The organism is Chitinophaga sp. ARDCPP14, assembly GCF_051362515.1.
Lineage (GTDB): Bacteria > Bacteroidota > Bacteroidia > Chitinophagales > Chitinophagaceae > Chitinophaga.
Map to the genome: position 1 here is coordinate 1055281 of NZ_JBKIXB010000001.1, position 13088 is coordinate 1068368.

Genomic DNA, 13088 nt, shown 5'->3' on the forward strand with positions numbered 1-13088 from the left:
TTCAAAGGCCGGTAATATACAGGCATTACTTGCCACCATAGTACTCCACGTAGATGCGCGGGGTTTCATACAGTTTGATACAATGCAGCTGCACTTCTGCAGGCAGGTGTTTGGCCAGCTGATCCCAGATAGCGATAGATAAATTTTCAGCGGAAGTGAATTTATCTTTCATAAAATCAACATCCATATTCAGGTTCCGGTGATCGATCTTTTCTATCACCGCATCCCGGATAATTACCCCTAAAGTCTTGGCATTAAATACAAAACCCGTTTCCGGATCAGGATTACCTTTTATAGTGACGTGCAGTTCGTAATTATGACCATGCCAGTTCTCGTTGGCGCATTTACCGAAAACTTCTTCGTTCTTTTCTTTGCTCCAGCCCGGGTTAGATAACTTATGCGCAGCATTGAAGTTCTCTACTCGCGTTAAATAAATCATTATTGCAAAAAATTTTTGCAAAAATACCACTATTAAGTGAGTAGAGCCAATTTATCCTAATTCCTGTCAATTGTTTTACATGGGGAGCAATCATTTTTGCTGTATTTTTACGGGATGAAAATATTGGTGACCGCGGCTACCACGCTGGAAATACAGCCTTTTTTACAGTACATCGACCAGCACATTCCGGCCCTTAAAGCCGCGAACTGCAATATAGACATACTGATTGCGGGTATTGGCATGATGCACACCGCTTTCAGCCTCGGGAGGCACCTGGTGGTAAACCGGCCCGATATAGCCATACAGGCGGGTATTGGCGGTAGTTTCCGCCACAGCTGGGAGCTGGGACAGGTGGTACTCATTAAACGCGAATACCTGGCCGACCTGGGCGCGGAAGACAACGATCAGTTTAAAGATTTATTTGATATACAGCTCTGGCAGCCATCACAGCCGCCCTTTACCGGTACCAGCCTGGTGAATACCTTTGCCGGATTGCCCGAAGTACCTCCCCTGCCCACTGCTACCGGGGTGAGCGTAAACCTGGTAAGCGGCAGCGAGCCTACCATAACAAAGCTGGTGACCAAATACAACCCCGACATAGAAAGCATGGAGGGCGCCGCCTTTCACTATGCCTGCCTGTTGGAAGAAATACCGTTCCTTCAACTGCGCAGCATCTCTAACTATGTGGAAATCAGGGATAAAAGCAAATGGAAGATCCCCCTGGCAATAAAAACACTCAACGACGAACTGATAAAAACCGTGGAAACACTGGCCGGCATTTAACGACAGACTATAAAATTTTGATAGCTATGCATTTATCTTTAGGTTTTTCACCTTGCCCGAATGATACTTTCATTTTTGACGCACTGGTAAACAACAAAATAGACACCGGGGAATTTACCTTCGATACCCACCTGGAAGATGTGGAAACACTGAACAACTGGGCACTACAAGGCAAACTGGCCATTACAAAGCTGAGTTTTGCCGTATACCTCAAGGTAAAAGATCAATACGAACTGCTCAACAGCGGCAGTGCACTGGGACGTGGTTGCGGCCCCTTGCTCATTGCAAAGAAGGATATTCCCCGCGAAGAGATAAAAAATCTGACCATCGCCATTCCCGGAGAAAACACGACCGCCAACCTGTTGTTCTCCATCGCTTTCCCCGAAGCCACGAATAAAAAGGTAATGCTGTTTTCAGAAATTGAAAACGCTGTGCTGAACGGTGATGTGGATGCCGGCGTGATCATCCACGAAAACCGCTTCACTTACCAGCTCAAAGGCCTCGTAAAGCTGATGGACATGGGCGAGTACTGGGAACAAACCACCGGTAATCCTATCCCGCTGGGAGGCATCTTTATCCGTAAAGATGTGCCTGAAGCGACCCGTGCACAACTGGATGCGCTGATCCATAAAAGCCTGCAAAACAGCTATACTACTTACCCTCAGCTGTCTGACTATGTGAAATCACATGCGCAGGAAATGGATGAATCCGTGATGCGCCAGCATATTGATCTGTATGTGAATGATTTCAGCTTGGACCTGGGCGAAGAAGGCAAAGCCGCCGTAGTAGCGCTGATGGAAGCAGCGGAAAAAATCCGCCCGTAAAGCAGCCGATTTTTTCGTTCTTTTGTTGCGGTATGATCGAGAATAAGGATACAGACCTGTGGAACAGGTTCCGGCAAGGAGAGGAACAGGCGCTATATACCTTGTATGAAAAGTATTATCACCTGCTCCTTTTCCTGGGCCTTAAAATATGCGCAAGAAGCGAACCGGTAAAGGATTGTATCCAACAGGTGTTTCTTTATTTCTGGGAGAAGAAAGAAGGACTGGATACCGTCACCAATGTACGCAGCTACATTATCACCTCCTTTAAACGCAAACTGTTATTACATCTTCAGCAGGAAAAAAAGGACAATTGCCTGTTGTCGCTATGGATGGATACCGAAACCGGCAGCGACATTCCTTCTGCTGAACAATTGCTGATGCAGCAACAACAAAACAAAGAAGCCATCGGACGTATACAGGAAGCCATATCTTTACTGAGTCCGAGACAGAAAGAACTAATTAACCTCCGCTTTTACGAAAACCGGAGCTACGACGAAATAACAGATATCACGGGCCTTACGCACCGCACTGTTTACAATCACTTGTACGAAGCACTGAAATCACTCAAACAATCACTGGAACAGGATCTTAAATCCGGCAACCTGCATTTGAGAACTTTACTGCTGTTACTTCCCTTATAATTTCCCTGTTAGATTATTTTCAATAAAGCCTCTTTAAAATAAAATTTATCAAAATCTGAAAATTTACCGGTCCGTACCCGGTAAAAGAGCAATGATTGTCGCTCTACTTTAAAAATAGATGGGGAATGCTGCCAAAGGACCTGACTGAATTAGACCTGCTGCTCGACGACACCTTTCTGCAATATATCCGGCGAAACAACGACACGGCTATTGCTAAATGGGAAAGCTATATCCTGTTGCATCCTGAAATAAAGGATAAGGTGGCAGCGGCAGTGGCGCTATATTATAACATCAATACGGTTGAGGCGGAAAAAGACAGGACGGTACAGCTAAACAGGCTGCAACAGGCGATCAAAGCCACTCACCCAGCGCGTATCCGGCGGATCAACTGGCGGCAGGTGGCCTGGCGCGCAGCAGCAGTACTCCTGCTCGTGGGAGGCGCTACCCTGTTATGGCCCCGGCTAAAGCCACGGAAGCCCGCAACGGCCCCCAACACCTTCCTGGTGTATTCCAGCGAATGGGGACAACGGAAATTGCTCACCTTACCGGATGGCTCTTCGGTAATTCTCAACGCCAATACAACCGTTAGGATTCCTTCTGATTACAGTAACCGGCACCGGCATGTAGAACTGGTAAAGGGCGCCGCCCTGTTTGATGTAAAAACAAATTCCGATGATCCCTTTATGGTAACCAGCAAACAGATACAAACCACTGTGCTGGGGACTTCCTTCTTAATAAAATCTTATCCGTATGAGCCACAGTCGACCGTTTCATTACTCAGCGGAAAAGTAAAGGTAAGTGAGCAATCGGGTAAGGCAGATCCGCTCACACTGGCGCCGGGGGAACAGGCGCGGTGGAATGAATCTACCCGGAAAATGAGCAGGTCAACATTTGATACCATTGCATTACGCACCTGGAAATCAGGAAAATTAGTGTTTAACAATGCCAGTGCTTTTGAAGTTATACGTGAACTGGAAAATTGGTATGGAATACCTTTCGAGGTAACCGGAAATTCATTATATGCCAAACGGTTCTCCGGAGCCTTCGACAACGATAAATTAGAAAAAGTTTTGAACATCTTTTGTTTTACAGCCGGATGTAGTTTTCAAATACAACCGGACAAAGTGCTGATTCAATTTTAATAACAAAGCGTTTCCACCAAAATCGCTGAAACCGGGATCACATGCAGGCTGCCGGCGCCTGTAGTGACCATATCAACCATCATTAAAAAATCTGATGCATGACTTTTAATTATGCGCGCCTGCGTGCGCCGTTAAGCACTGCAGTAAAATGGCAGTTCCCTCTTTTGGTGTTGTTAATGCTGATGATCTGTATGCTATCATACGCCCAGCAAAGAAAATCAATAGCGCTCCGGGATGTGACAATTTCTACCGCCTTCAAAAAAATTGAAAGCACCTACCAGGTAAAGTTCTTTTATGACGCCGCCACCCTACCCATCCGGCATGTTACCCTGGCCATAAAAAACAGGAGCATCCGCGAAGTGCTGGCAGAGCTGGAAGATGCTTCCGGCCTTCAATTCCGGGTAAGCGGTAACATGATCGGCGTAGTAAAGCCTTACAATCCAACCGGCGTTACAAAGGCCCTACCCATGATAAGAGGAAGGGTAACCGACCGTCAGGGACAGCCGCTTCCCGGCACCACCGTGCGGGACATTATTACCGGCAAAGGCACCGTAACAGATGCCAACGGCATGTTCGCTGTTAGTGCTGAAGAAGGCCACCCGCTGCTGATCAGCAGCATCGGCTACCGCCAGAAAACGCAGGTAGTATCCGGGAAAGAAAATCATATTTCGATGGAGGAAGATGCTACCAGTCTTGGCGGCGTAGTAGTAATGGGCTATACCAATAAACAAGCGGCTGAACTAACCGGCGCTGTGCAAAAAGTTTCGGGCGACCAGTTGCGCAGCTCTGTTTCTTCTTCCAACATCCTCTCTATGCTGAAAGCCAAAACCACCGGCATGTACATCGTGGAACCCAGCGCCGATGCCGGCGCAAGGGGACAGGTATTGCTGCGCGGCGAATCTTCCCTCCCATCCGGTACCAGCGCTTACTTCGGACCGCTGATCGTTATCGACGGCGTGATTTCCAATTCACAGAACCTGCAGGATGTAGTAAATCCGGCTGATGTGGAAAGCGTTACTATCCTGAAAGATGCTGCGTCTACGGCCATCTATGGTTCACGCGCGGCACAGGGAGTCATTGTGGTAACCACCAAAAAAGCTGCCGCCAACAGCGGGGTGCATGTTACACTCGATACCCGTTACGGCGCTATTAAACAGAACCGCGCCATCCGCATGATGAACACCACAGAAAGTACTGCGCTGATGGATAAAGTAATGCAACGCAGATGGGAGGAAACACCTTCTCTTCAGCAACAATTTCCTACTGCAGCAGATTTTATTCAGCAAAGAAGGATTTATACAGATGAAGATAAATCCAAGAACTTCGACTGGGAAAAAGCCATGTTTGATGATGGTGATTTTTCTGATATCAGCCTGGGACTTAACAGTGGCAATGATAAAACAATGGTGTACGCAGGTGTAAACTGGTACAAGGAGAAAGGCATTAACATTGGTAATACCTTCGATCGCCGTAACCTCCGGCTCAACCTTGTCCAGAACTTCTCCAAAAAAGTTTCCGGCGGATTGAACACCAGTGCCATCATCGATAAAACCATTTCCCGCAATGGTGTGCCGGCACTTTATATGACTCAGCCTTTTGTAACGCCTTACAATGCGGATGGTACACTGGCCGACAGTATCCCGGTGAGGCAATCCAATAATTTTGGTGTTCCTTATACCACCTGGTCACAGAATTTTTTAGCCGAAAAGAAATTCGATAATACCGCGGTTATAAACAACCAGCACTTCACTGGTACCGCGTGGCTTAGCTATCGCGTATTGCCCTGGTTAAGTCTTAAAACCACCAATACTATCGATTATATCAATACCCACCGGAACTCATACCTGGATCCCCGTAGCTTCTCCGGGAAATATGGTGGTTATCCTTACCTGTTTGCTCCTGGCGCTGCTACTCCTAATGGAACCCTTACCATTGCAGATACCAGGTTCTTTAATTTTACCTCCACAAATACACTGAATGCCTCCAAACAGTTTGGACAGCACAGCCTGAATTTCCTGGCAGGAACAGAATGGGCAAGGCGTAACAGTGAAACCAGCAGTACAGATATGTATAACCTGCTGCCCGGTGAAAGAAACATGGGCGCAGCGAAAAATTTCGGTAGCGCTATCAATGTGGCGTACAATTCCCCCTACCGGCCCTCCGGCGGGTATACAGAAAGAGCGAGCTTCTCCGCTTTTAGTGAATTAAACTATAACTACCTCGCTAAATATTATGCAGCAGCCTCCCTTCGTACCGATGCCTTTACCAACTTTGGCCGTAATAAAAGATACGGTACTTTTTATGCCGTAAGTGCCGGATGGCTGATCAACAAAGAAGCTTTCCTGGCAGATGTGAAAGCAATAGACCTGCTGAAGCTGAGAGTAGTACACGGAACTTCCGGCAGGGATGTAGGCGATGGATACCTGAACCAAACCCTTTATGCTGCTGCCAGCAACTATACCTACGACAACGTTAATAGCATTGGCTCCGCCATCACACAACTGGAAAACCCGGATATCAGCTGGGAAACCACTGTTAACAATACCGCCGGGATAGACCTCAGTCTATGGAAACGCGTGGAACTCACGGCGGACCTCTACTCCAAGCTCAGTAAAAATCTGCTGCAACAGGTATTCGTAGGTTCTGCACAAGGATCTTTCCAACAGTATCAGAACGTGGGAGAAGTATTGAACAAAGGGCTGGAACTGATGCTGAACACCCGGAATATAGATGCCCGGAATTTCAGCTGGACCACCAACCTCAATGTGAGCTTTAATAAAAATACAATACAGAAATTATACAGCGATTCTCTTCTTGATAACTACAACCGCGCCTATTACCGTTATGAAGGAGAAGACCTGAACGTGATTAAAGCGATCCGCTATGCAGGGGTAAATCCCGACAACGGCGCTCCACTATTTGAAAATTATGACGCATCCGGCAAGAAGCAGGTGGTGGAAGGCATTGGCGCCATGTCAGATATCCGCAATTACCAGACAGTGGGTTCTGCTACACCCAAATTCTTTGGAGGTTTCACCAACACTTTTACCTACAAACAATTTTCGCTGAGTGCAGAGATGTGGTTCCAGGCAGGCAACTATACTGCGATGAGCCTTATCAACAACTTCCAGGATCCTGGTGCGCCGTTTCTCGGCAGGAACAATGTCAACTGGCAATCCAGCCAGAAAGTATGGCAACAACCCGGTGATAAAAATGCCAACTACCCTGACGTGTACAGCAGCAAGATGAATACCTGGCGGGCATTCGACAGCCGCTCATCGCTGGTGTATGGTAACGCCAGCCATATCCGCATGCGCAACATCAGGATCGGATACGATCTTGCTCAGAAAACACTGGCAAAGATCCACGCACAGCGTGCAGGCGTGTTCGTTAGTATGGACAATGTTTTTGTTATCAAACGTAAAGACTATGTAGGCGCAGATCCCGAAGGTGCCTCCATCGGCACGTCCACTTCCTATGGAGGAGTAGGTATCGGGAACGCAAATCCACGGCGCATTACTGCTGGTCTTAATGTTACATTCTAAACTACTGAAAAATGAAGCGTACAATAATAATAGCCGCCGTCAGCCTTATTTCATTAAGCGCCTGCAATAAACAACTGGATGAATTACGTCCGCATAACGTCATCAACGAAGATGCCCAGTTCAGTACTCCCGAAGGATTTTCCCAGGCAGCACTGGGTTTGTATCCGATGATCACCTCGGGTGTTGCCATGGAAAACAGCAGCTTTGGATATGGTGATGTTACGATGTTCCTTTCGGAAACACACGGCAACAATATCCATTCACTCGATCTGGGTCCGAACCGTTACTCCGATGCGTTCGATTATACCAATTCGCCCGATAAAGACCACAGCTGGACTTACTACTTATGGAGAGGGAGTTACTTTACCATCCTGCACGCCAACAAGCTACTGGATAATGTAACCAAAGAGGAACAACGTCCTGCCGTTTTACAGGCGAAAGCAGAAGCGTTGTTTGTGAGGGCGTTTGTATACTTTAACCTGGTGCGTTTTTATGCAAAGCCTTATTACCAGGACGCAGCAGGATCGCCCGGTGTGATGCTTATTACCACGGCGGCCAACGGCACCGGCTATAAGCCCGCGCGTGCCAGTGTTAAAGCCGTGTACGAGCAGATAGTTTCAGATCTGGAAACAGCTATCCCCTTGTTTAACCAGGAAAAGTCCAACAGCTTCGCCGGTAAAATGAGCGCCGCTGCTTTGTTGTCACGCGTGTACCTTTATATGGGTGGCACGTTCCAACAACCCGACGCCACTTTTAACCAGCAGGCAGTGAGTTATGCTGACCAGGTGATTAACAGTAACAAGTACACCCTGCTCACCGGCAACGACTACCGGGCCTACTACAACAGCAGCAATGCCGCCAATAAGGAAGATATTTTTGCAGGCAATACGGATTATGGCAGCACCTCTATCAGCCAACAGTACGCCTATCCGCCGCAGATCAATTATACGGGCGGTTACTACCGTCCTTCTCCCGATTTGCTGACGCGGATCAGCACAACAGATCTGCGCACATCGCACTATAAAGTAAACGTAACTCCCGGCTTTCCAAACGACAGCATTGCCACGGCCAAGTACATGTACCTGTACACCGCCATCTACAGCAAATCGCCGTTCCGGTACATCCGCCTCGCGGAAGTATACCTGAACCGCGCAGAAGCCAATGCCAAGCTCGGCAAAAAAGATCTTGCACTGGCCGATCTGAATATCATCCGTAACCGCGCAGGGCTTGTCTCCGTAGATCTTTCCGGGCAGGCACTGTTGGATGAAATCCTCCTGCAACGGCGCTTGGAACTCGCCTTTGAAGGGCATATCGGTTTTGATTTTTTCAGGAATGGATTACCGATGGTACGCAACTATGCTTCTGCCAGCAGCGGCGCCATGACGATTGCCGCCACCAGCCCGAAGATATTACTGCGCATTCCGCAGGAAGAAATTATCCTCAATCCTAATCTTACACAAAACGAACAATAGCATTATGAAAAAAATAATTTGCGTACTATCGTTACCGTTAGCATTCAGTCAGCTGGTAACCGCACAACAGAAATTCAGTATAACCGGTACCGTTACCGGCAATGCGCCCGCGAAATACTACCTGCAGTATAGCAATGGCACGAAATACATTACCGATAGCGCTGAAGTAAAAAATGGCAGGTTCGGCTTTGCGGGTACTTTATCGCAGCCCTCACCCGGCGTGTTTTCTGCAGCGCTGATCAACAACATGACCGGCAACAAAAAAGAGCAGGCTTACCTCTTCCTGGAACCCGCCGCCATGACAATTACTATCACAAACGGTGACCTCAGTACCACCGTTCTGAAAGGCTCTGTAAGTAATGACGAAAATGTACAACTGGAGAAAGAAAGAGAAATCGCTACTGCAAAATACCAGCCATTACTGGAAGCACTACGGAATGAAAAGGACCACGACAAAGCCGGCGCTATCCGCGAGCAACTGGCGCCTTACTTTGAAACAAACAACCAGTTGTCCAGGAAATTTATCCGGGAACATCCTAATTCTTTCCTGAGTATTTATCTCATGCGCTTCCAGGTAGGCAGCATGACACTCGATTCTGCCAAATATTATTACAACGGCCTAAGCACCACTTTAAAACAAAGTAAAAATGGTGTGGAGATAGCGCAGGAGATTAAAAAAATTGAACAAGGTTCGCCGGGCAGCGTTGCCTTTAATTTCAGTAAAGCAGATATCAATGGCCAGCCACTCAGTTTATCCGATTTCAAAGGAAAATATGTATTGGTAGATTTCTGGGCCAGCTGGTGCGTACCGTGCCGCGCGGGTAATCCTCATCTGCTGGAACTATACAAACAATACAAGGATAAAGGTTTTGAAGTGATCAGCGTGTCCGACGACGACCGCAATCATGATGCCTGGAAAAAAGCGGTAGAAAAAGATGGTATTGGTGTATGGAAACATGTACTGCGCGGACTGGACATGAATAAACGCCTGAAGAATGAACCTAACCCGGATGATATCAGTGAACACTTCGGCATTCATTCTTTGCCTACCCAGATATTAATTGATCCGAAAGGGATAATTATAGCCCGCTATGGCGGCGGCGGAGAAGAACATGAGGCATTAGACGTTAAGTTGAAAGAAGTATTTAACCACTAACATTCACCATAAAAAAGCAGTGGAGATGAATGATCATCTCCACTGCTTTTTTTATTATTTCTTCAGTGCTTTTCCATATACTTCCAATGCGCGCCGGCGTGCTTCTTCATGCAACACGATCGGTTTAGCATATTCAAATCCTTCAAATTCCGGCACCCACTTACGGATATATTTTAAATCTTTATCAAACTTCTGCGTTTGCAGCGTGGGATTAAATACCCTGAAATAAGGCGCAGCATCACATCCCGAACCAGCTGCCCATTGCCAGCCACCGTTATTTGCAGCAAGATCATAGTCTAACAGTTTAGCTGCAAAATAAGCTTCCCCCCAACGCCAGTCGATCAGTAAATGCTTGGTTAAAAAACTGGCGGTGATCATGCGAACACGGTTGTGCATGAACCCGGTAGTGTTCAGTTCCCGCATACCGGCATCCACTATCGGGTACCCGGTTTGTCCTTCACACCATTTCTCAAACTCCGCTTCATTATTACGCCATACTATCTTATCATATTCTTTCTTAAAAGAATTTCCTACTACATGCGGAAAATGCCAGAGGATCATCTGGTAAAACTCCCGCCAGATCAATTCCTTTGCAAAAGTGGCATTGAGCTGCATGGCCTGCTGCATTAATGCGCGGATGCTTACCGTACCAAAACGCAGATGGATCCCTAATTTGGAGGTACCATTCACAGAAGGGAAATCACGGGTTTCATCGTAGTGTTTAATCAGTGCTTCTTTCAGGTCTTTTGCCGGAAAATGTTTTTCACCCGCTGTAAATCCCATCTCTTTTAAGGAGGGAATTTTTACAGGGGATTGTTTAAAAAGATGCTGGTAATATTTTTTACAGGGATAAGGTTTCAGATGAAAAAAGGTGAGGGTGTCGTGCCATTTTCTGCTGTAAGGCGTAAATATCGTATATGGTTCACCGTTATCTTTCAGCACTTCTCCTTTTTCAAGAATCACCTGGTCTTTGTAGTTGTGAAAAGAAACACCCTGTTCGCTGAGCTGCTTTGCTATGGCAGCATCCCTGTTTCCTGCATAGGGTTCATAATCATGATTGGTGTATACGTTGGCAACGTTGTATTTGGCGGTCCAGTGCGCAAAAGCAGCCTGCGGAGTACCATAAAAAATGTCCATTGAGGAACCCAGCTGTTGCAGTTGCTCCTGCATATCCTCCAGTACTTCGTGAATAAAGGTGAGCCTGCGATCGTGTTTATCTTCCAGGTCATTGAGAATGTGGGTATCAAAAACAAATACGGGTACTACCGGGTTTCCGGCACGTAATGCATAATAGAAAGCGGCCTGGTCGTCCAGCCGCAGATCACGGCGAAACCAGCATAAACTGATTTTTTGTTCCATGTTAACGGTGATTTTTACAGCATGCTTTCATGTAATACTTCGTGCAAAATAGCGGCGGTGGCGTTACCATAGCTGCTGTCGCGGAAGAGGCCCACCCAACGGATGCCATAGATGGCGTTGGTTAAAAATATTTCATCCGCATTTTCGAGGTCTTCTATATTGAGTGGTTTTTCTTCTATTTTGAATGGCAGTTCTGTTTTCAGCAGGAACTTGCGCATTACACCGCACACACCGCCTTCAGACAGCGGTGGCGTATAAAGTACTTTATCCCGCACAATAAATACATTGGCGATGGTGCTGTCGGCAACCCTTCCATATGGATTAAGCAATATCGCTTCATTCAGCCGGTGCTGCTTGGCATACATGGCAGCCATCACATAAGGCAGGCAGTTATTTGATTTAATAGCGGATAATTTATCACAGCTCTTTTTTACATCCGGGAAGATGTCTGTTACGAGTCCGTTATCGTTTAATTCCAATACTGTTCTGCTTAATTCCCAGCATTGGATAATGTAGTTTGGTAAGTTATTGATGGGATCGTATAAGCCGCCATCGGAGCGGAAGATAGCCAGCCGTACGCGGGCCATCTGGGATATATCATTTTTATTGCAGAGTTCCAGTATCTGCTTAACAAAATATGCTTTGGTAAAATGTGTGGGGATATCAAAATGCAGCAGGTGTAAACTGGCGAGCATCCGTTCAAAGTGCAGGTCAGCCAGCAACACTTGTCCCTGGTATACTTTCAGGGTTTCAAAAAAGCCATCCCCGTATCTGAAAGATCGATTATCTGCCGTAAAAATCGGGTCGGCTGCGGGAATATATTTACCGTTATAACAGAGAAATCCAACTTGCACCTCGAACTATTTTAGCAGTTTGAAAGGTACCAATTATTTAGGTATTTTTAAGTTTAGAGATTTAGACATTTTGTTTCAGTGAAGTATGTATTCCAAAAACAAAACATCTAAATCCCTATACAGGTTACGTATTATTTACGGAGTTGCAATCCTCCGAAATGCAGACATACAAAGCCATCCGGCCGATGAGAAGATCCTATGCTTCAGCTAAATTTTCATCTCCGGGATATCTCCTTCAATGATCAGCTTACCGGCTGTTTTAGAGCGGATTTCCTCTACGGTGACACCGGGTGCACGTTCCAGGAGCTTAAACCCATCGGGCGTTACATCCAGCACCGCCAGCTCTGTAACAATTTTCTTTACACAGTTGACACCGGTAAGCGGTAATGTACATGCCGGCAGCAGTTTACTTTCTCCTTTGGGATTGGTATGCATCATGGCTACAATGATGTTCCTGGCAGATGCCACCAGGTCCATAGCGCCACCCATGCCTTTCACCATTTTACCCGGAATTTTCCAATTGGCAATATCGCCGGTATCGGAAACTTCCATGGCGCCCAATACGGTAAGATCTACCTTACCAGCGCGGATCATACCAAAGCTTTCTGCGGAATCAAAGAAGCTGCCACCGGGAAGCAGGGTAACTGTTTCCTTTCCTGCATTAATCAGGTCTGCGTCAACGTCATCAGCGGCAGGATACGGTCCCATACCGAGTATCCCGTTTTCAGACTGCAGCATAATAGAAACTCCGGCAGGTATATAGTTGGATACCAGCGTAGGAATACCAATACCCAGGTTTACATACATACCATCCTGCAGTTCCTGTGCAATTCTTTTTGCGATACCATATTTATCGAGCGGCATAAAATATCA

At 46.7% G+C, this 13088-nt stretch carries 11 protein-coding genes; 7 read left to right on the forward strand and 4 right to left on the reverse strand.

Annotated elements, in window-relative coordinates:
• Window positions 1-25: 25 nt before the first annotated feature.
• Window positions 26-439, reverse strand: a complete 414-nt coding sequence (locus ACLHR0_RS04060) for a 6-pyruvoyl trahydropterin synthase family protein (RefSeq protein ID WP_079469374.1) — start codon at window positions 437-439, stop codon at window positions 26-28.
• A gap of 114 nt (window positions 440-553) precedes the next feature.
• Between ACLHR0_RS04060 and mqnB the strand changes: the two genes are divergently transcribed.
• From mqnB to ACLHR0_RS04095, 7 genes are all read left to right on the forward strand, one after another.
• Entirely contained in the window at window positions 554-1222 is a 669-nt protein-coding gene (gene mqnB, locus ACLHR0_RS04065) for a futalosine hydrolase (protein ID WP_436484917.1), read from the forward strand.
• 26 nt (window positions 1223-1248) lie between these two features.
• Complete coding sequence (locus ACLHR0_RS04070; protein WP_436484919.1) at window positions 1249-2046, forward strand: 1,4-dihydroxy-6-naphthoate synthase; 798 nt, start codon at window positions 1249-1251, stop codon at window positions 2044-2046.
• Between the two features lie 32 nt (window positions 2047-2078).
• The gene (locus ACLHR0_RS04075) at window positions 2079-2687 is read left to right on the forward strand and encodes an RNA polymerase sigma factor (RefSeq protein ID WP_436484921.1); all 609 of its coding nucleotides are present in this window, start codon (window positions 2079-2081) and stop codon (window positions 2685-2687) included.
• 125 nt (window positions 2688-2812) lie between these two features.
• On the forward strand, window positions 2813-3829 hold the full coding sequence (locus tag ACLHR0_RS04080) for a FecR family protein (protein WP_436484923.1): 1017 nt from the start codon (window positions 2813-2815) through the stop codon (window positions 3827-3829).
• Window positions 3830-3927: 98 nt separating this feature from the next.
• Window positions 3928-7374 (forward strand): SusC/RagA family TonB-linked outer membrane protein, encoded by a 3447-nt coding sequence (locus ACLHR0_RS04085; RefSeq protein ID WP_436484925.1) that lies wholly within the window; start codon window positions 3928-3930, stop codon window positions 7372-7374.
• A gap of 11 nt (window positions 7375-7385) precedes the next feature.
• Window positions 7386-8846 carry a RagB/SusD family nutrient uptake outer membrane protein gene (locus tag ACLHR0_RS04090; protein WP_436484928.1) on the forward strand — a complete coding sequence of 487 codons (1461 nt, stop codon included), beginning with the start codon at window positions 7386-7388 and terminating at the stop codon, window positions 8844-8846.
• Window positions 8847-8850: 4 nt separating this feature from the next.
• Window positions 8851-10002, forward strand: a complete 1152-nt coding sequence (locus ACLHR0_RS04095; RefSeq protein ID WP_436484930.1) for a TlpA disulfide reductase family protein — start codon at window positions 8851-8853, stop codon at window positions 10000-10002.
• A gap of 54 nt (window positions 10003-10056) precedes the next feature.
• Here the strand turns inward: ACLHR0_RS04095 and ACLHR0_RS04100 are convergent, their stop codons facing one another.
• The 3 genes from ACLHR0_RS04100 to ACLHR0_RS04110 all read right to left on the reverse strand — a co-directional run bounded on the left by ACLHR0_RS04100 (window position 10057) and on the right by ACLHR0_RS04110 (window position 13079).
• Complete coding sequence (locus ACLHR0_RS04100) at window positions 10057-11361, reverse strand: cryptochrome/photolyase family protein (RefSeq protein WP_436484932.1); 1305 nt, start codon at window positions 11359-11361, stop codon at window positions 10057-10059.
• 14 nt (window positions 11362-11375) lie between these two features.
• Window positions 11376-12215, reverse strand: a complete 840-nt coding sequence (locus ACLHR0_RS04105) for an aminotransferase class IV (protein WP_436484934.1) — start codon at window positions 12213-12215, stop codon at window positions 11376-11378.
• Window positions 12216-12422: 207 nt separating this feature from the next.
• Complete coding sequence (locus tag ACLHR0_RS04110; RefSeq protein ID WP_370909315.1) at window positions 12423-13079, reverse strand: 3-oxoacid CoA-transferase subunit B; 657 nt, start codon at window positions 13077-13079, stop codon at window positions 12423-12425.
• Window positions 13080-13088 lie beyond the last annotated feature (9 nt).

What these genes read in the sequence shown, in the direction of transcription:
- ACLHR0_RS04095 (WP_436484930.1), top strand. Translation starts at nt 8,851, where the DNA reads ATGAAAAAAATAATTTGCGTACTATCGTTACCGTTAGCATTCAGTCAG.
- ACLHR0_RS04060 (WP_079469374.1), bottom strand. Translation starts at nt 439, where the DNA reads ATGATTTATTTAACGCGAGTAGAGAACTTCAATGCTGCGCATAAGTTA.
- mqnB (WP_436484917.1), top strand. Translation starts at nt 554, where the DNA reads ATGAAAATATTGGTGACCGCGGCTACCACGCTGGAAATACAGCCTTTT.
- ACLHR0_RS04090 (WP_436484928.1), top strand. Translation starts at nt 7,386, where the DNA reads ATGAAGCGTACAATAATAATAGCCGCCGTCAGCCTTATTTCATTAAGC.
- ACLHR0_RS04085 (WP_436484925.1), top strand. Translation starts at nt 3,928, where the DNA reads ATGACTTTTAATTATGCGCGCCTGCGTGCGCCGTTAAGCACTGCAGTA.
- ACLHR0_RS04070 (WP_436484919.1), top strand. Translation starts at nt 1,249, where the DNA reads ATGCATTTATCTTTAGGTTTTTCACCTTGCCCGAATGATACTTTCATT.
- ACLHR0_RS04080 (WP_436484923.1), top strand. Translation starts at nt 2,813, where the DNA reads ATGCTGCCAAAGGACCTGACTGAATTAGACCTGCTGCTCGACGACACC.
- ACLHR0_RS04075 (WP_436484921.1), top strand. Translation starts at nt 2,079, where the DNA reads ATGATCGAGAATAAGGATACAGACCTGTGGAACAGGTTCCGGCAAGGA.
- ACLHR0_RS04100 (WP_436484932.1), bottom strand. Translation starts at nt 11,361, where the DNA reads ATGGAACAAAAAATCAGTTTATGCTGGTTTCGCCGTGATCTGCGGCTG.
- ACLHR0_RS04110 (WP_370909315.1), bottom strand. Translation starts at nt 13,079, where the DNA reads ATGCCGCTCGATAAATATGGTATCGCAAAAAGAATTGCACAGGAACTG.